General features: G+C 58.5%; 14 protein-coding genes. 6 read left to right on the top strand and 8 right to left on the bottom strand.

What is annotated here, in order from left to right:
* Window positions 1-3,411: 3,411 nt before the first annotated feature.
* The 8 genes from RCJ92_RS09970 to rpmH all read right to left on the bottom strand — a co-directional run bounded on the left by RCJ92_RS09970 (window position 3,412) and on the right by rpmH (window position 9,016).
* Window positions 3,412-4,611 (bottom strand): ParB/RepB/Spo0J family partition protein, encoded by a 1,200-nt coding sequence (locus tag RCJ92_RS09970; protein ID WP_446754465.1) that lies wholly within the window; start codon window positions 4,609-4,611, stop codon window positions 3,412-3,414.
* Window positions 4,612-4,816: 205 nt separating this feature from the next.
* Window positions 4,817-5,746: a ParA family protein gene (locus RCJ92_RS09965; RefSeq protein ID WP_138176455.1), complete on the bottom strand. Its 930-nt coding sequence runs from the start codon at window positions 5,744-5,746 to the stop codon at window positions 4,817-4,819.
* A 159-nt stretch (window positions 5,747-5,905) separates the two neighbouring features.
* A complete protein-coding gene (gene rsmG / locus RCJ92_RS09960; RefSeq protein WP_171021202.1) occupies window positions 5,906-6,547 on the bottom strand; it encodes a 16S rRNA (guanine(527)-N(7))-methyltransferase RsmG in 642 nt (213 codons plus the stop codon).
* A gap of 53 nt (window positions 6,548-6,600) precedes the next feature.
* Window positions 6,601-7,125, bottom strand: a complete 525-nt coding sequence (locus RCJ92_RS09955) for a Jag family protein (protein WP_343832211.1) — start codon at window positions 7,123-7,125, stop codon at window positions 6,601-6,603.
* A gap of 2 nt (window positions 7,126-7,127) precedes the next feature.
* Window positions 7,128-8,084: a membrane protein insertase YidC gene (gene yidC / locus RCJ92_RS09950; protein ID WP_138176451.1), complete on the bottom strand. Its 957-nt coding sequence runs from the start codon at window positions 8,082-8,084 to the stop codon at window positions 7,128-7,130.
* Complete coding sequence (gene yidD, locus RCJ92_RS09945; RefSeq protein ID WP_138176520.1) at window positions 8,084-8,464, bottom strand: membrane protein insertion efficiency factor YidD; 381 nt, start codon at window positions 8,462-8,464, stop codon at window positions 8,084-8,086. The genes yidC and yidD overlap by 1 nt, the downstream gene beginning before the upstream one ends.
* Window positions 8,464-8,814 (bottom strand): ribonuclease P protein component, encoded by a 351-nt coding sequence (gene rnpA / locus RCJ92_RS09940; RefSeq protein WP_446754464.1) that lies wholly within the window; start codon window positions 8,812-8,814, stop codon window positions 8,464-8,466. Before rnpA ends, yidD begins: the two co-directional genes overlap by 1 nt.
* Window positions 8,815-8,878: 64 nt before the next feature.
* Complete coding sequence (rpmH, locus tag RCJ92_RS09935) at window positions 8,879-9,016, bottom strand: 50S ribosomal protein L34 (RefSeq protein ID WP_138176447.1); 138 nt, start codon at window positions 9,014-9,016, stop codon at window positions 8,879-8,881.
* Window positions 9,017-9,527: 511 nt separating this feature from the next.
* Here rpmH and dnaA point away from each other — a divergent pair.
* The 6 genes from dnaA (at window position 9,528) to gyrA (ending at window position 19,417) form a co-directional block, all read left to right on the top strand.
* Window positions 9,528-10,970, top strand: a complete 1,443-nt coding sequence (dnaA, locus tag RCJ92_RS09930; RefSeq protein ID WP_054820493.1) for a chromosomal replication initiator protein DnaA — start codon at window positions 9,528-9,530, stop codon at window positions 10,968-10,970.
* 530 nt (window positions 10,971-11,500) lie between these two features.
* On the top strand, window positions 11,501-12,628 hold the full coding sequence (gene dnaN / locus RCJ92_RS09925; RefSeq protein WP_138176445.1) for a DNA polymerase III subunit beta: 1,128 nt from the start codon (window positions 11,501-11,503) through the stop codon (window positions 12,626-12,628).
* Between the two features lie 54 nt (window positions 12,629-12,682).
* On the top strand, window positions 12,683-13,846 hold the full coding sequence (gene recF, locus RCJ92_RS09920) for a DNA replication/repair protein RecF (RefSeq protein ID WP_446754463.1): 1,164 nt from the start codon (window positions 12,683-12,685) through the stop codon (window positions 13,844-13,846).
* On the top strand, window positions 13,836-14,363 hold the full coding sequence (locus tag RCJ92_RS09915; RefSeq protein ID WP_138176441.1) for a DUF721 domain-containing protein: 528 nt from the start codon (window positions 13,836-13,838) through the stop codon (window positions 14,361-14,363). Before recF ends, RCJ92_RS09915 begins: the two co-directional genes overlap by 11 nt.
* 343 nt (window positions 14,364-14,706) lie before the next feature.
* Entirely contained in the window at window positions 14,707-16,707 is a 2,001-nt protein-coding gene (gene gyrB, locus RCJ92_RS09910) for a DNA topoisomerase (ATP-hydrolyzing) subunit B (protein WP_138176439.1), read from the top strand.
* Window positions 16,708-16,786: 79 nt separating this feature from the next.
* Window positions 16,787-19,417 (top strand): DNA gyrase subunit A, encoded by a 2,631-nt coding sequence (gene gyrA, locus RCJ92_RS09905; protein WP_360028968.1) that lies wholly within the window; start codon window positions 16,787-16,789, stop codon window positions 19,415-19,417.
* The last annotated feature ends 144 nt before the right edge of the window (window positions 19,418-19,561 follow it).

Raw genomic sequence — 19,561 nt, 5'->3', positions numbered from 1 at the left:
GGTCTTTCAAGAAGGTTGTGTAGGAACTTCCATTCTTGTGAAGACCTCGACTTTTTACTGCCCTGCGACACGCCCAGAAATCAGATCAACGGCAATGCTGCCCTACACCCTCGATTGCGAAGAGCCCATTAAGCCGCGAGGTGCGTTCAACCGTTGTTGTGGCCAGCTGGAACACGGGTACACCTATCCACAAGCTATAGTCGCAGCGGGCTCAATGCTCCGTTCGTTTGCTAACGGACATGTGGTACCGGCCATCTGGAGCTAATAGAACCGCGGGGAAACACGTAATGCGTAATGCGCAGGATCATCAGGTAGGACAATGGTGGTTCCGGTGACAAAAAAGGCGCGGGGCCAAAGACTGGAAAGTCGATTCCAGTGACACGGGCTCGCCTTACTGCGGCTACACTCTTTCGAGCCTTTTGGTTGCTCTATCTCAAGAGAAGACACTCAAAGTCGCAGCCACTTCTGCGATTGCGTGCAATGTTGTGAGAGCATCCTGCACGCGTATTCGAAAAGTTCGACTATTGAGGATTTACATTCTCTGAACCTTGCCACGCGCCGGTCCTCCGTGGAGTTCCACCGGTCCTGAAAACCCAGGTATGTCACAAAAATAGCGTGTTTTCGATAGCGGACCCAACGTCGATAATGTTTCCTCTGTTCCAAATGGAGGAGCAAAATCACCGACCGGGAAAGTTGCCGGTCTTCATGACCCAGCTGCCCCCGAAGAGAAGGTCTATCCCTGAATTTCGAATACCTTCGATACCGATCTGCGACTAGTCTCATCCCGGTTTTTCAATGCTTCTACCCACAAGCATCCCGCAGTAGTGCCGCGAATTGGGTAATGACTACTTCAACGCCCACCGATCCCTACTCCCCTACTTTAGGAAATGCCTACACTTTCTGTGTTGCTAGTGCTTCGTCCGCAACACGCACAGCTGCCCGAACGCTTTACTCGATGAGCCCGGCAAAGCGAACGACACGAGAAAGCTAGAGTCACCTCTGGCGTTGGTGTCTCTCGAAGGGAATTGCCTAAGGTGTATTCAGGCCTCCAGCTCTGAGACAGCTCAAAGCTCATAGCGGTTAGGCGATATTAGCTATGCCGCCAGAAAGGATCGCCAACCGTTTCACGTGAAACTTTGCGATTTACTGTTTGTACAAAGTTTGAACTTAGAGCTGTAGTATCAAAACCTCGCGTGCCCTCTTCGCTGCACCCCTCTATTTTCCACACGAACGGTTTCGCTAGGTACAGGTCAGGTTTGCGAGCCCAAAACTCCACGCTGAATCGAACTTCCGGCGTTGGAGTCAGTGGCCTTAGACGCCCTGTTAGGGGGCTTAGAGTGCCCCTACATCAGTAACCATGATCCCGGTTCCCGCCGGTCTTCAAGAGGAGACAACGGCGTCGCGAAACTCATTGTCGTTGGACGTACTCCGGTGCGTCACTATCCACTACAAGCCCCTTGCGAGGTCATTGCGTGGCTGGCAGCCAGAGGACGCAGCAAATGCTTCTAGTGCAACCACAACCTAGGATCCGGCCCCTCCCCTTCGAATAATTAGAAACATAACCCCTCGCGACTTGCCGAGTTGTCAATGAGCCCTTCCGTAGGTGCTGCTTGGCCTGCTCCGAAGATTATGCTCAGCATTGGGCTGCAATACTCTAGGTCAGCGGCCACAGGAACCTCGCTGAGGGCCGTACAGCTCTCCTCAGGGGGTTGGGTGTGCCGAGTAGATCTGAAGCCTCAGAAACGAACAGAGGCCCTCGAGGATCCGACGGCTGAAGCTCCTCCATCGTATCTACACTTCGTTTACGGAGAACGCTGCACGTGGAACAATGGTCGGGGATGCATCTTATGCGCCTGGAAAGACGGCCGGTCGGTGGATCCGGAAGATGCCCGGGCCGGTCGACAGCGGAACCACAATATCTAGGGCGTTTGCTGCCGAGGCAAGCATCCTTGCAGAAGTAGCCCGAATAGCTGCAGGATCGCCGCAGGACGCAGATTGGACTGCATGAATATAGGCCGCAGGTTCTATCTCGGCTCCACATATTCTCCTTTCTACCGCAAGTTGGGAGTTCCATTCTCCGTTTCACGTGAAACCGTCGAAAACTACAATCTTCCGCTGAAGCGCGGAGCCGGCCACTCCTCGGTTGAGTAGGCGACCTTCATCAGCGAACAAATCGAATTTCGGCTACGAGCCCTATTGGGAAACTGAAGTCCATAAGGAGCAAACTTCGCACCGTTGCCTACGCTATTCGTGGTGGGCAGTCACTGTACGATCTTCCGGATCCCAGAGGAATCGAGAGTAGCGCGAACGGTACACGTGTAGGGGTTTCAGAGCATGGAGAGAGGTGGCCCGCCATCGATATCAGCGTCGTTATCAAAGGTTCATTCCCTCGCGCGTACAGGCCTCGTCGGCACTGGCCGCGTAGTCAGCAAGAAGTGCTACGCTCGCGCGTTCAAGTGACTAGTGGGTATGCCCCACGAATCCATACGTTCTTGCTACCGATAGCGCCGGATCGTACTCGTGGAACAGCCAGACAAATATGCAGCGGCACAGCGGGTTGTCCGAGATTGGAATCTGGCTAGGCTGAGTTCTCCTGCGTTATAGTGCACCGGTTGATGGAAATTCCCCATGCTTGTAGATAAACCCCTGAGAAGTACGCTTCGCACTCGGGCAACGGAAGATGTACTAGCGATGTTTGGACTTATTGCGCTGATGTCTCAATTCCTGGTGCCCAACTACGCGCCGGACTGCTATGGATACCCATCACTAGGCGAAAAACGTACTAACGTCAGTTCCCTGGCTTATCTACTCCTGCATTACCGGGAACCCGCCAAACGCCAGCGGTTCCAAGAGCCGAAGAACGCGAAATCGGTAGGAGTCTATAATCGTGAAGTTGAGAGGATGAAGATGCGTTATCCACAACGCACCTCCATGACTTGACACTGTTCACCGTGATTGGGGTAGGTACAACCGGCCTTGGATGTCGGGTAGCAATGGACGAAGTTTCACGTGAAACAGAAATCAACGCACCATTAAACCAATTCGTGAGTACGGTAGATGTTCCGGAGCGACCTACTTCTCTCCAGCCAGCAGTAGAGCGGCGATCAGCGCTATTCTTGGAAATTCTTCACCCTCATTCTGTCATGCTGCTACCTCTCAGTTTGAGAACTTGGGGATCAACACGTTTACGCTCCTCGTTTCGTGGAGCGAGATGCTCGCTATCTTTAGGATCTCAAGGACAGGAACACCCCGCGTTCATCTCCGGCGCATTAGAAGCTTATGGCGAATACAACGTCGGCCCGCATTTGTCGGGTAAGCCGGAAAGTCGTCCGGCCTATACAGTCTTGCTCCCCTGCAGACGAGAAAGGACGGGTGGTTTCACGTGAAACCACCCGTCCTTTGCTTGTCCTATTAGTCCTTGATCTCCGGTGCAAGTACTGTCATGATGCGATTCAAGTCTTCCACGGAGGCGAATTCGATGCTGACCTTTCCCTTTCGGGCGCCTAAGGCAATCTTCACGTTAGTATCAAGGCGGTCCGCCAGTGATGAAGCTATGAAATCAAGTCTTTCATTCCTAGCGGTTTCACGGGGCTTGGAAGGCCTCTTGGAGGTCGGCTTGTCATCGCTAAGCGCCACGGCTTCTTCAGTGGCGCGTACGGAAAGACCTTCACTAATCACCCGTTGTGCCAGCTGCTCAATCGCCTCACTATTGGACAGTCCCAGAAGGGCACGAGCATGCCCCGCTGACAGTACTCCAGCTGCTACACGACGCTGGACGAGTGGAGGCAACTTCATAAGGCGGATCGTATTCGAGATTTGTGAGCGAGAACGACCGATGCGTGACGAAAGAACCTCTTGAGTGCAATCGAATTCCTGGAGAAGCTGTTGGTAGGCAGCTGCTTCTTCCAAGGGATTCAGCTCAGACCGGTGGAGATTCTCAAGCAGAGCATCCCGAAGTAAGTCCGTATCCTGGGTATCTCGAATGATCGCCGGGATCTTGTTCAGTCCCGCCGCTTGGGTAGCGCGCCAACGGCGTTCACCCATGACAAGCTCGTAGGGTTCACGTCCATCTTCGCGTGAAGGCCTAATGACAATTGGCTGAAGGAGCCCAATCTCGCGAATGGAATGTATCAGCTCATCCATCTGCTCTTCGTCAAAATTAGATCGCGGTTGCTTGCGGTTCGGATGGATATCCTTAACGTCAACTTCCGCAAACCGTGCGCCTGGAACTTCTACCAGTTGCTCTGAATCCACCTCAATAGTAGGCTCGCTGAGCTGAGGCTCTGGCTTGGACGGCTTCGACGGCTTTGACGCATCCTCCGAAGACGATCTCGGCTTCACGCTGGAGGATAGATCCGGCATCGTTGCACGACCACGTTTGATCGGCTTTTTGGTACCTGGTACTCCGGCGTCGCCCGTATTGGTCTTTCGCCCGGGCTCAAAGAACATATCTACGGGACGTCCGGATTTAGACTTAGCGTTGTCGGCAGCAATAGTTTCGTGCGTGGTTGTTTCACGTGAAACAGAGTCGTTCTCCTCAGCCGCAACGGCCGGGGAACTGGAGATCAACGCACCAAGACCCCGTCCCAATCCCCGTTTTTTCTCAGCCATTGATGGCCCGCCCTTTCATCAAGACACTCAACCCATACCTAGTCTAATGCTGAATGTGCATCAAAACGCTTAGAAACTTCCTGCAACGTACCTCTGCCGGTGAGCCTGCGGTCATGCCTTAGAACCTGCAGGTCGCACTATGATCGGTACTCCAGAGCCAACTGACAGAGGTTGTTCTTATGATTCGCGTCAGAGTTGGAACCCATTATTTAGGTTCGCCCCGTTCCGCAATTTCCACCGCTGCTTCCAGATACGAGAGAGCGCCTGTGGAATTTGGATCGTAAGTAATGACGGTCTGCTGGTAGCTTGGAGCCTCCGAGATTCGCACGCTTCTTGGAATAACAGCCTTCAGGACTTGCTCAGGGAAGTGCTCCCGGACCTCGGTGGCCACTTGGGCGGCGAGGTTGGTTCGTCCGTCGTACATGGTCAGCAGGATTGTCGACACCGAAAGCTTCGAATTGAGATGCGTCTGAATCATCTCGATGTTCTTCAATAGCTGGCTTAGACCTTCCAAAGCGTAGTACTCACACTGGATCGGGATTAGGACCTCTCGAGCGGCTACAAAGGCATTGACTGTCAGCAGACCCAAACTTGGCGGACAGTCGATAAACACATAGTCCAGTCGAGGAAGGCCCTCACGTTGACGCCATCGTGCGTAGGCGTCCAAAGCCTTCTGTAGCCGCTGCTCTCTGGCGACAACCGAGACAAGTTCTATTTCTGCGCCGGCCAAGTGAATCGTTGCAGGAGCAACTTGAAGCGACGGCAGATCCGGGCAGGTCGCCACGACTTCATTCAACGGAAGATCGTTGATCAGAACGTCGTAAATGCTGTCGACTTCGGAATGATGCTCGATCCCTAGAGCCGTCGATGCGTTGCCCTGTGGATCAATATCGATCACCAGCACGTTAAGCCCGCTCTTGGCCAGGGCAGCGGCGAGATTGACGGTAGTGGTCGTCTTGCCTACGCCGCCCTTCTGATTGGAAATCGTGAAGTATCGAGTCTTCTCGGGCATAGGTACCACCTTCTCCGATAGCGCTTCGCGTCGACGATGTTCGCTGGCCAATTGACTCGCAAGTGGGGAAGACGCATCGTTGATGTCGAAGACGTTACTCGACGAATTCTTTCCCTTGGTCAAGGGCGGCACTCCTTACCGTGAATCAGCGCAGTTGTTGCCACTCCGCCGCACGTGTTTCACGTGAAACAAATTAAACAAATTAAGAACGTTGTTTTAGCTCGATGGTTTCGATGATACGAGCAAAACCCTCGCCTACACATCTAGGTTAGCCCGTATGGGCTAGCCAACCTTGATTCGAACCACCGTAGTCGGGTCCTCCAGTAGGCGCTCACCGACGGTGAGGACCTCCGTGTGAGTTCCACCCAGCTTGCGAATGACCTTCGCGGCCTTTGCGACCTCTTCGGCAGCAGACCGTCCCTTAATGGCTAGCAGCTCCCCCTTGCCGTGCAGCAGAGGAATAGTTAGTCCTGCCAAGTTACTCAGAGCGGATACAGCCCGCGCAGTAACATAGTCCGCATCTACGGCATCCAACATCTGTTCCGCGCGCCCGCGCATCACTACTACGTTCTCAAGGCCCAGATCGTCAATAACCTCAGTCAGCCAGATGCAACGACGCTCTAAGGGTTCAATAAGGGTTAGTTGGAGATCTGAACGTGCAATAGCCAGACAAAGGCCGGGAAGGCCGGCACCGCTGCCTACGTCAGCCACCTGCGCGTCAGAGAGCATCAGGGACTCAATAACGGCACAATTCAACACGTGTCGAGACCAAAGACGTGGCACCTCACGCGGACCTAAAAGGCCCCGCTCGATGCCTGAAGTGGCCAGGTGTTCCACGTAGCGCCGAGCCAGTTCCAGTCGGTCGCCGAAGATCGCTTCCGCGGCTGCATTCTCTTCCGCCGTCATGCTGAGGTCTTGGGTCATTTCGGTATTCTCCCTGAGACAAAAGAGCCCACCCGAAGGTGGGCTCTCATTTACTAGAGTGTGGTGACAACGATGTGTCGACGCGAGGCTTCACCTTCGGACTCTGAATGTAGCCCAGCATCCGCGATGATGTCGTGCACGAGTTTACGCTCATACGCGCTCATCGGTTCCAGATGGAACGGCTCACCCGATTCCTGTACCCGCTCGATCGCTTCCTCGGCGATCTGACGCAGTTTCTCAGTACGCGCCGCGCGGTGGCCGGCAATATCCAATACCAGCCGAGAACGCTCCCCTGTGACGTTCAGGACCGCAAGCCGGGTTAGCTCTTGTAACGCGTCGAGCACCTCGCCGTCCTTGCCGATCAGCCCGGCCAGATCAGAACTCTGTTCGTCAGCGACCACGGAAATGTAGGTACGGCCGCCACGAACTTCAATGTCAATATCGCCGTCAAGGTCTGCAATGTCCAGCAGTTCCTCGAGGTAATCGGCTGCGACATCGCCTTCATCGGCAACATCTACAACATGCTCTTCTACGGCTTCTTCGCCCTGTGACACTTCAGGATTCTCGGTTGCAGTCATGCCTACTTCTTCTTCCTACGATTCTTGCGCTGGGGCTGCACGCGCTGGCCCTTGGGCTCCACCACGGGCTCTGCCTCTTCGGTCTTCTTCTGCCCCACTGGAGGCAGCCCCTTGGCAGCGCGACGGGCGTTCAGCTCACGTTCTGCTTCCGAACCCGGGGTGGGGTTGTTGCGGATGACCCAGAATTGCTGGCCCAGGGTCCAAAGGTTGGAGGCGGTCCAGTAGATCAGTACACCGATGGGGAAGTTGATGCCACCAATGCCGAAGACCAGCGGAAGAATGTACAGCATCATCTTCTGCTGCTGCATGAATGGGCCCTCGAGGGCTTCCTTCGTCATGTTCTTAGTCATCAGCTGACGCTGGGTAATGAACTGGGAAGCGGTCATGGCCAGGATCATGATGATCGCGACCACGATAACAGCGGGGTTCACCGCACCGGAATTGATTGTCCCGAGGAACGTTTCCGACAACGGAGCACCGAAGATGGTGGACTGGTCGAAGCTGCGGATGTGGTCGGCGTTTAGCGCGCCCACCGAACGTCCTTCGCTGCTGGCCCGTGAAGCGGTATTGAGCACGCGGAACAGGGCGAAGAAGAACGGCATCTGCACCAGTAGCGGCAGACAAGATGAAAGTGGGTTGGTCTTGTGCTTCTTGAACAGCGCCTGCTGTTCCTGAACCATAGCCTGACGCGACATCTGGTCCGTCTTGCCCTTGTACTTCGCCTGAAGCTTGCGTAGGTCCGGCTGCAGGGCTTGCATGGCGCGTTGCGCCTTGATCTGCTTGACGAAAACAGGAATTAGCGCGCTACGAATCAACAGCACCAGGAACATGATCGACAGTGTCCAGGTGACACCGGAGTCCGGATTCATGCCTATGCGCGTAAAGAGCTCGTGGAAAGCCCACAGAATCCACGAGACCACGTATGTGAACGGAGTCAGTATCGTGTCTAAGAAGTTCATTACCGGTCAGGCTCCTTGTGTCCGCGCGGTGCGGCATCATCTTCATCGTCGGGAATCACCGGGTGATTCAAAACTATGATCTTCGGCAGTTTACCGTCGGGCCAAATTCTTCGGCTCTCAGGTACATGGTCGACTCCGCCATGGCTAAAAGGATTGCATCGCAATATGCGCCAGGCCGTTAGCCCTGTCCCTTTGACTGCCCCATGTTTGGTCACGGCTTCCAAGCCGTAGGCAGAGCAGCTGGGGAAATATCGGCACACATCCCCATATAGCGGAGAAATCAGCTTTCGATAGGCGATCAGCAACCCGATCAAGATATTTCGAGGAATATCGATGATGAACCAAACAGGACCGGTGCGGGCCTTGCTTTCCTTGCGCATCATCGGTCCACGAGTTTGTGCTCGATCGCGGACCAACCGCTCGCTACCTGCTGGCGCAATTCATCCCACGACAGCTCCGCGGCGCCTGGAAGGGCCCGTACGACGATGTCAAGGTTTCCCTCGTCGCTACGCAGCTCACGGGCTATCGCTCGTAAACGGCGTTTAGCCAAGTTCCTCTTCACGGCGACGCCAACAGCCTTTGAAACGATAAATCCTATGCGATCCCCACTTACTGGGTCCGCTTGGCGGCGTGCATATAGCACGACGTTCCGGCGCCCGCTTCGGACACCGGAACGTACTGTGGCTGTAAGGTCCTGCGATAGTCGCAGTCGCTGATTCTTTGGCAACATGGCTAGCTACACGGAACGTATGATTTTCCGTGCCCGCCTTGTGTCCAAAAGCTGTGCCGCAAATTTATGCGGACAGCGAGCTGCGGCCCTTGGAACGGCGTGCCGACAGGATGGCACGACCCGCGCGGGTACGCATACGAAGACGGAAACCGTGCTTCTTGGCACGACGACGGTTGTTGGGCTGGTAAGTCCGCTTGCTCACGGTATTTCTCCAAGACGATCTAGGGATGCGACTTGCCCGTTACTACCGGTTAGCAAACAACAGGCTGACGCTCGTACTTATTGCATGCGAGGTTCAGTGGGCTCTTCTAATGATCTGAGCAGGGCACAAAACACACGCATAGGACTGAATAACGATAGAAAAATCTGCACGGCACGTCAAATTGCCGCGATTCCGCCTTCTGGGGGTCCGCCCCGAGCTGAAGGCCTGTGAATAATCTATCCCATATCTGTGGATTACGGGCCCGGAGAGAAAGAAATTTCACACATTTTCCGATCCGTGCACGTCATCCAGACGTTGGAAACGCCTTGACATCCCGCGAAAAGCAGGTTTCCACACCTCTGAGGACAAGTTTTTCCCCAGATCTGTGCATAACGTTGTGGATGGGGGCTAGAATCAGAGTCGATGTCCCGCGATTGCCAAGCGTTTTCGGCCCCCAGGGCGACCGAAATGTGATGAGAATTGCACAAACTGAAGGAAGTGGAGCACCTACGTGAGCACCGACGAGACCAATACCATTGGCAGCTCATGGCGTCAGGTGATCCGCCAGATCGAGGATGACGACCGGGTCAAGGCGCGCTACCGCCCGTTTGTATCACTGGCCAAGGCCCAGGGTCTGATCGGCAGCACTCTCTTGGTAGCAGTGCCCAACGATCTCACACGCGATATTCTCCAGACGCAACTGCGCGAACCTCTTGACGATGCACTGCGCATTGTCTTCCAGGACGAGATTCGCTGTGCAGTCAGTGTTGATCTGACGCTGGCAGATTCTGAGGAAGAAGAGAAGGCCGAGGATGTCGCTGCTGCCGCAGCCATCGAAGAAGACACCGGGCCAGAGCCTACCGGCCCACGTCCCAAGCCGGCGCCGCAGCCGACTCCCCCATCGAATTCTCAAGAGTTCGGTCGTCTGAATCCGAAATACATTTTTGACACGTTTGTGATCGGTTCCTCCAACCGCTTCGCCCACGCCGCAGCGGTGGCGGTCGCCGAAGCGCCGGCCAAGGCCTACAATCCTTTATTCATTTATGGAGATTCCGGACTGGGCAAGACTCACCTCTTGCACGCCATTGGCCACTATGCTCGCCACCTGTATAAGGGCATTCGGGTTCGCTACGTAAATTCCGAAGAGTTCACAAATGATTTCATCAATTCAATTCGGGATGACGAGGGCGCAAGCTTCAAGCAGACCTATCGCAACGTGGACATCCTGCTCATTGACGACATCCAGTTCCTCGCGAATAAGGATGCCACCCAGGAAGAGTTCTTCCATACCTTCAATGCGTTGCACAACCACAACAAGCAGGTAGTGATTACCTCCGATCTGCCTCCGAAACAGCTACAGGGCTTCGAGGACCGGATGCGTTCCCGCTTCGAATGGGGTCTACTCACGGATATTCAGCCTCCGGAGCTGGAAACACGTATCGCCATCCTGCGTAAAAAGGCAGATGCCGAGAACCTGTCCGCACCCAGTGACGTCATGGAGTACATCGCTTCCAGGATCTCTACAAATATCCGCGAACTGGAGGGCGCCCTGATTCGGGTGACGGCGTTCGCTTCCCTGAATAATCAGCAGGTTGACCTGACGCTGGCGGAAACCGTGCTGAAGGATCTCATCAGCGAAGACGGCGCGCAGGAGATCACTCCCTCCACCATCATCAAACAGACCGCCGAGTATTTTGGTTTGACTATTGACGAGCTGAACAGCAAGTCGCGAACGCGTACTTTGGTCACCGCGCGACAGATCGCCATGTACCTGTTGCGGGAATTGACCGACATGTCGCTTCCTAAGATCGGTGCGGAGCTGGGCGGACGTGATCATACGACGGTGATCCACGCCGATCGCAAAATCCGCGAACTCATGGCTGAACGTCGTGCCATCTTCAACCAGGTCACAGAGCTAACTAACCGCATCAAACAGAGCCAGCGCGAACATTAGGACCGAAAACCACAGCTGTGGATAGATTTGTGGATGAACTGGTGACAGCTCCTGAGTTCTCTGCGGATAACTCAGGGGGTCGCTGTGGATCTAAAAAATCGTGAAACTGAGTATCAACACCTTCGTGGAACTGAGTTCCACTTGAAACCACAGACTGTTCACATGCACAATCTGGGTTCGATCTGCCCTTTAATCGGTTATCCACAGGATCCACAAGGGTTATTAACACTCCCCCTTTAAACCCTTAGGCCTTCAAATAACGAGTCCTTGTTCCCCCGACCTATTCCTCTCACCGAACACCAAGATCAGCTGTCGCTGATGTCGGAGACATTCTGGACAACGCAGGAACCTCGTGACATCACATCGAGCCACTTACCGGAGCGATCAGCTTTTCTCGATGAGAGCAATAGCTCTAAACATGGCAAGATTGACCTTGCTCCGTGGTTCGTTGTCTATGCTTAAGAACTCGGTAGAGATTGACCTCAAAGGCTTGCTGGCAAGCTAGTGCGCTCCGAAAGGCGGATTGATTCGTGAAGTTCAGCGTTGAAAAGGATGTGTTGGCTGAAGCCGTGTCCTGGACCGCTCGGTCTTTGTCGCAGCGTCCGCCGTCGCCGGTCCTAGCCGGTATTTTGCTGACCACCAATCAAGGAATGGTTCGGCTTGAGGGATTCGACTACGAGATCTCCTCGCATATCCAAATTCCCGCTGACATTTCCGAAGAAGGCTCGATTCTCGTTTCGGGACGCCTCCTGGCGGACATCACCCGAAGTTTGCCTCAGTCCACCGTGACGATTGAAACCGAAGGGTCAAAGATCACGGTGACCTGCGGTCGCTCACGGTTCCATCTGGCAACGATGCCGGTGGATGAATACCCTGAACTGCCCAAACTCCCGGAAGTCTCGGGAACCGTGGACGGTCAAGCTTTCGCCGAAGCAGTTTCACAGGTGATTGTTGCTGCCTCAAAGGACGACACCCTTCCGGTTCTGACCGGGATCAAGGTTGAAATTGAAAATGACCTGATAACGTTCCTGGCCACCGACCGTTACCGATTGGCCATGCGTGAGCTGCACTGGAAGCCGGCCCAGCCGGAAATCTCAACCTCACTGCTCATCAAGGCCAAAACGCTCAATGAAGTCGCCAAGACCTTGGCCTCAGCGGGAGAATTGAAGATTGCCATTGGCGAGAACGGCGAAATGGTCGGTTTCGAAAGCGCCAACCGGCGCACCACCTCGCTGCTGATCAACGGCGATTACCCCAAGATCCGCTCGCTCTTCCCCGAAAACACCCCGATTCATGCGACCGTGCGCACCAACGAACTCATTGAGGCGGTTCGCCGCGTCTCGGTGGTGGCCGAACGAAATACTCCAGTGCGCATGGCATTCACCGATGGACAGCTGACGTTGGATGCTGGAACCGGCGAAGACGCCCAGGCCGAAGAGGCAATCGAAACCCAGCTCTCGGGTGAAGACATCACCGTCGCCTTCAACCCCACCTACCTGGGTGAAGGGCTGGGATCCTTCAACACTGACTACGTGCGCTTCTCATTCACCAGTGCACCTAAGCCGGCAATGATGACCGGACAGGCCTCGGCCGAGGATGACGATCAGGACCAGTACCGGTATCTGGTCATGCCTGTGCGCCTTCCGAACGCGAACTAACTACCTTTGCGGTGGGGGCAGGCAGCCCTCACCGCTTTCATTTCAGGACTCTTGGTGTACATCTCGCAACTCTCCCTCACCGACTTTCGCTCCTACGCGCAAGCCGATGTGCGGTTGGCTCCGGGGATCAACGTACTGATCGGTCCCAACGGGGTCGGCAAAACAAATATCGTCGAGGCCGTCGGCTACCTCGCCACCTTGTCATCGCACCGGGTGAGCAACGATGCACCTCTGATCCGTTTCGGTGCCGAACGCGCCATTATCCGCGGAGCCCTGCATCGAGCCGAGCGCGTCACGTCGCTGGAGGTTGAAATCACCAGCGGAAAGGTCAACAGGGCGCGGATCAACCGCGCCAATCCGGTGCGGGCGCGGGAAATCGTGGGGATTGTTCGCACCGTACTGTTCGCCCCCGAGGATTTAGCCTTGATCAAGGGTGACCCGTCCAACCGCCGCAAGTTCCTAGATGATTTGTTGCTTTCCCTGCGCCCTGCGGAAGTGGCCACAAAGAACGACTACGAACGCATCGTCAAGCAGCGCAATGCGCTGCTGAAGTCGGTGCGCGGACGCACCACCCTCAACTCATCGCAGGAAGCAACCCTGCAGGCATGGGACCTGCAACTGGCCGCCATGGGCGCAAGGTTGATGCACGGACGGCTTCGGGTGCTGGAACTGCTCGAGCCCTACATGGCGGCGGCCTACGCCGACTTGGCCGACGGCGCCAAGAGCGCGAGCACCCAATACCTCAGTTCGATCAGTGGAGAGGGTCCGGAGGCGGAACTGGATCATTCGCAGTTGCCCGGCCTCACCCAGCAGCAGCTGCAGGAACAGCTGCTGCACATGGTTGAATCCAACCGGGACCGTGAGCTGGAGCGGGGGATCACCTTGTTTGGCCCGCACCGCGACGACGTGGCCTTGTATCTGGGCAGCACCCCGGCCAAGGGCTACGCCTCTCACGGCGAAACCTGGTCCTTTGCCCTGGCGCTGCGCCTGGCCGCCTACCGCGTGTTCGGCGATGACGACCCGCGTCCGGGATCCGGGCCGATCCTGATCCTCGACGACGTTTTCGCCGAATTGGATGCCACCCGCCGCGATCGCCTGGCCCATATTGTGGCCGGCGCGGAGCAGGTGCTGGTCACGGCGGCGGTGCCCGAGGATGTACCGCCCACGCTCAAGGGCAGTTTCTTCCAGGTCAGTCCGGGACACGTCGATGACGTCTGAGGAAGAGATTGACCCGGCCAAGGCACTGCTGAACCGGATGCGCCGTCTGGCCGAGGAACGCGGGGAAACCCGCATCGATGCCGCACGCATGGCCCGCGTGCAGCAGCGCCAGGCGGCACGCAAGTCTGGGGACAAGGCCCCCCGCAAGGCCGCCGATGGGGGCCGGGACCCCAGGGTCATTGGCGAAGTGATTTCCCGTTTGTCCAAAACCCGCGGCTGGGGAACCCAGGTGGCCGTGGGCTCGGTGCTCGGACGCTGGGAAGAGATCGTGGGTCCCGACGTGGCTGCCCACTGCAAGCCCGAGTCCTTTGCGGATACGGTGGTGGTGGTGCGCTGCGATTCCACCTCGTGGGCCACCCAGCTGCGGCTGCTGACCCACCAACTGCTCAAGCGCTTCGACGCGGAGCTGGGGCCAGGAATTGTCACCGTGATCAAGGTGCTGGGTCCCAACGCCCCCTCCTGGCGCCATGGCAGTCGTTCGGTCGCCGGCCGTGGTCCGCGGGACACCTACGGGTAGAAATTGCTGGCGTGCCATGTGGCGCTCTCACGCCCCCGGTGCATGCATCCCCCCTCAGTTGCGGTCCCCGAACCTCTTAGATGCAGGATTTTGTGCGTTTAGCGGCCTGTTTTGAGACGCCGATCCCAGCATTTTTCCATAAACCGGGTAGAATTGGTGTAAGTGTGCCCGCGCGGGAGTGTTGCGATTCATTCCGGTCAGGGCATAGGAACATGGCCGCGTCTTTCCGGATCAACCGGAAGCATCGGCCAGCGCATCAAAATTCGAGGAGTACGTAGCACCCGTGTCTACCGAAAACGCTTCACCGCAGGAGCCAGCGAACAGCCCCAGCTCCACGGAATCGATGTCTTCCAAAGTTGAACACACCTATGGAGCCCAGGACATCACGGTGCTCGAGGGCCTGGAGGCCGTCCGCAAACGCCCCGGCATGTACATCGGCTCCACCGGACCGCGCGGGCTGCACCACCTGGTCTATGAAGTCGTGGACAACTCTGTGGACGAGGCCCTGGCCGGGTACTGCGACACCATCGAGGTGACCCTGCAGGCCGATGGCGGGGTACGCGTGGAGGACAACGGCCGCGGCATCCCGGTGGACGTGCACCCCACCGAGGGCAAACCCACCGTTGAGGTCGTCATGACGATCCTGCACGCCGGCGGCAAGTTCGGCGGTGGCGGCTACGCCGTGTCCGGCGGCCTGCACGGCGTGGGCATTTCCGTGGTCAACGCGCTGTCCCGGCGCGTGGAGACCGAGGTCCGCCGTGAGGGCTACGCCTGGCGGATCTCCTTCGCCAACGGCGGGGTCACCCAGCAGGAGCTGACCCGGGGCGAGGAAACCCAGGAAACCGGCACCATCCAGACCTTCTACCCGGACCCGGACATCTTTGACACCACCGAGTTCGACTTCGAGACGCTGCGGGCCCGCTTCCAGCAGATGGCGTTCCTGAACAAGGGGCTGCGCATCCGGCTGACCGACGAACGGGTGCTGCACACCGAGGACGCGCTGGAGGACGACGAGGCCGGGCAGGACGCCGACCCCAAGCCCCGCGTGGTGGACTACCTGTACGAAAACGGCCTGCTGGACTACGTCAAGCACCTGAACCAGGCCAAGAAGGTCGAGCTGGTGCACGATGAGGTCATCGCCTTCGAGGCCGAGGACACCGAACGCGGAATCAGCATCGAGGTGGCCATGCAGTGGACCACCGCGTACGCCGAATCGGTGCACACCTACGCGAACACCATCAACACCCATGAGGGCGGCACCCACGAAGAGGGCTTCCGCGCCGCGCTGACCAGCCTGATCAACCGCTACGCCCGGGAAAACAAGATCCTGCGCGAAAAGGACGACAACCTCACCGGCGACGATGCCCGCGAGGGGCTGACCGCGGTGGTCTCGGTCAAGCTTGCCGAACCGCAGTTCGAGGGGCAGACCAAGACCAAGCTGGGCAACTCGATTGCCCGCGGCTTCGTGCAGGGCGTGGTCAACGATCAGCTCGGCGACTGGTTCGGGCGCAACCCGGGCTCGGCCAAGGACATCATCCGCAAGGCCCAGCTGGCCTCCCAGGCCCGCGTCGCCGCCCGCAAGGCGCGTGACAACGCCCGGCGCAAGTCCCCCATGGAGTCCTTCGGCATGCCGGGCAAGCTCTCGGACTGCTCCTCGAAGAACCCCGAGGAATGCGAGATCTTCATCGTCGAGGGTGACTCGGCCGGCGGTTCGGCCAAGCGCGGGCGGGACCCGCACACCCAGGCGATCCTGCCGCTGCGCGGCAAGATCCTGAACGTGGAGCGCGCCCGCCTGGACCGCGCACTGGGCAACGCCGAGGTGCAGGCGATGATCACCGCCTTCGGCACCGGCATTGGCGAGGAATTCGACATGGCCAAGCTGCGCTACCACAAGATCGTGCTGATGGCCGACGCGGACGTGGACGGCCAGCACATCACCACGCTGCTGCTGACCCTGATCTTCCGCTTCATGCGCCCGCTGATCGAACAGGGCTACGTCTACCTGGCCTCCCCGCCGCTGTACCGGATCAAGTGGTCCAACGCGCCGCACGAGTTCGTCTACACCGACAAGGAACGCGACGACGCGCTGCTGGCCGGGCAGGCCGCAAACAGGCGCCTGCCCAAGGACAACGGCATCCAGCGCTACAAGGGCCTGGGCGAGATGGACTACTCGGAGCTGTGGGACACCACCATGGACCCCGAACACCGCACCCTGCGCCAGGTGGCGATGGACGACGCGGCCGCCGCCGACGAGGTGTTCTCCGTGCTGATGGGCGAGGACGTCGAATCCCGGCGCAGCTTCATCCAGCAGAACGCCAAGGACGTGCGCTTCCTGGACATCTAGTCCCAGGCGCGCTCCGCGCAGACACTTCGCCGCATGACGGCGTGACTACCTAAAAGCTTGACTTACCCAAAGGGATGAAATGAGCGACGAGCAGACTCCTGGCAGCGAACCGGTCGACGGGGAGATCGTGGCCGACGGCGGCGACGTGCTGGACCGCATCGACCAGGTTGACTTGCAGACCGAAATGCAGCGGTCCTACCTGGACTACGCTATGGCCGTGATCGTCGGGCGTGCGCTGCCCGACGTGCGCGATGGGCTCAAGCCCGTGCACCGGCGCGTGCTGTACGCGATGTACGACGGCGGCTACCGTCCCGAACGCGCCTACAACAAGTGCGCCCGCGTGGTCGGCGAGGTCATGGGCCAGTACCACCCGCACGGCGACAGCGCGATCTACGATGCGCTGGTGCGCCTGATCCAGGATTGGGTGATGCGCTACCCGCTGGCCCTGGGCCAGGGCAACTTCGGCTCCCCGGGCAACGACGGGGCCGCCGCCCAGCGTTACACCGAAACCAAGATGGCCCCGCTGGCCATGGAAATGGTCCGGGACATCAACGAGAACACCGTTGACTTCCAGGACAACTACGACGGGAAGAACCAGGAGCCGGTGGTCCTGCCGGCCCGCTTCCCGAACCTTCTGGTCAACGGTTCCTCGGGCATCGCGGTGGGCATGGCCACCAACATTCCGCCGCACAACCTGCGCGAGGTCGCCGAGGGTGTGCAGTGGTACCTGCAGAACCCGGAGGCCTCCCGCGAGGAGCTGCTGGCCGCGCTGATGCAGCGCATCAAGGGCCCGGACTTCCCGTCCGGATCGATGATCCTGGGCACCAAGGGCATCGCCGACGCCTACCGCACCGGCCGCGGTTCGATCACCATGCGCGCGGTGGTCAACGTGGAGGAAATCCAGGGCCGCACCTGCCTGGTGGTCACCGAACTGCCGTACATGGCCAACCCGGACAACCTGGCGATGAAGATCGCCGACCTGGTGCGCGACGGGAAGATCTCGGGCATCGCGGACATGCGCGACGAGACCAGCGGCCGCACCGGCCAGCGCCTGGTGATCATCCTGCGCCGCGATGCGGTGGCCAAGGTCGTGCTGAACAACCTCTACAAGCACACCGAGCTGCAGTCCAACTTCTCCGCGAACATGCTCGCCATCGTCGACGGGGTGCCGCGCACCCTGCCGCTGGACGGATTCATCCGCCACTGGGTCACCCACCAGATCGAAGTGATCGTGCGCCGCACCCAGTACCGGTTGGCCAAGGCCGAGGAGGAAGCCCACATCCTGCGCGGGCTGCTCAAGGCCCTGGACGCGCTGGATGAGGTCATCGCGCTGATCCGCCGCTCCTCCACCACCGAGGCCGCCCGCGACGGGCTGATGGAGCTGCTGGACATCGACGAGGAGCAGGCCCGCGCCATCCTGGACATGCAGCTGCGCCGCCTGGCGGCCCTCGAGCGCCAGAAGATCCAGGACCGCCATGCGGAGCTGGAAACCATGATCACCGAGTTCAAGGCGATCATCGCCGACCCGGCCCGCCAGCGGGAGATCGTCTCGGAGGAACTGGCCGAGATCGTGGACAAGCACGGGGATGAGCGCCGTACCCGGATCCTGATGGGCTACGACGGGGACATGAGCGTCGAGGACCTGATCCCCGAGGAGGAGATGGTCGTGACCATCACCCGCGGCGGCTACGTCAAGCGCACCCGGATCGACAACTACCGCTCCCAGGCCCGTGGCGGCAAGGGCATCCGCGGTGCCAGCCTGCGCGGGGACGACGTGGTGGAACACTTCTTCGTCACCTCCACCCACAACTGGCTGCTGTTCTTCACCAACCACGGCCGCGTCTACCGCACCAAGTGCTACGAGCTGGCCGAGGCCAGCCGGGACGCCAAGGGCCAGCACGTGGCCAACGTGATGGCCTTCCAGCCTGATGAGCACATCGCCCAGGTGCTGGATCTGCGCACCTACCAGGACGCCGAATACCTGATGCTGGCCACCCGCGACGGGCTGGTGAAGAAGACCCGCCTGGAGGACTACGACACCAACCGCACCGCCGGGGTCATCGCGATCAAGCTGCGGGAGGGCGATGAGCTGGTCTCCGCCCAGCTGCTGACCCCCGAAGATGACGTGATGCTGGTCTCACGCAAGGGACAGTCGGTGCGCTTCACCGCCACGGACACCGCACTGCGCCCGATGGGCCGGGCCACCTCCGGGGTGACCGGCATGAAGTTCCGCGACGGGGACGAGCTGCTGGCCGCCGATGTGGTGCGTGATGAATCCTACGTCTTCACCGTCACCAACGAGGGCTACGCCAAGCGCACCGAAGTCTCCGAATACCGTGTGCAATCCCGTGGTGGCTTGGGCATTAAGGTAGCCAAGCTGAACGAGGAGCGTGGCGAACTGGTCGGCGCGCTGATCGTGGAGGAAAGCGACGAGGTGCTGGTGGTGATGCAGTCGGGCAAGGTGGTGCGTTCGGCCGTTTCCCAGGTCCCATCCAAGGGGCGTGACACCATGGGCGTGATCTTCGCCAAGCCCGGCAAGAAGGACCACATCATCGCGGTGGCCAAGAACTCCGAGGAAGAGCTCGAAGAGAACTTGGAGGAAAGTGCAGTACCGTTGAACCCAGAAAATACGACCACTGAATCATCCGAGGACGATCACACCCCCACCGAGGGCACCGCGGATGAAAGCACTGACGGAGGTAACGCATGAGTACACCATCGACGCCTCGCCCGAGCGGTAATGGTGAATCAGGCAATGCGACACCACGGACCACTCAGGTGAAACGGCCGGCGCAGGGCACCGCCCCGCGCGGCAACCAGCCCCGTCCGGCGGCCCGCCCGGGCACCGGCACCG

This window comes from Glutamicibacter sp. BSL13 (assembly GCF_052928425.1).
Note: the sequence above shows the minus strand (reverse complement) of the source record. Positions and strands in the feature narration are given on the sequence as shown.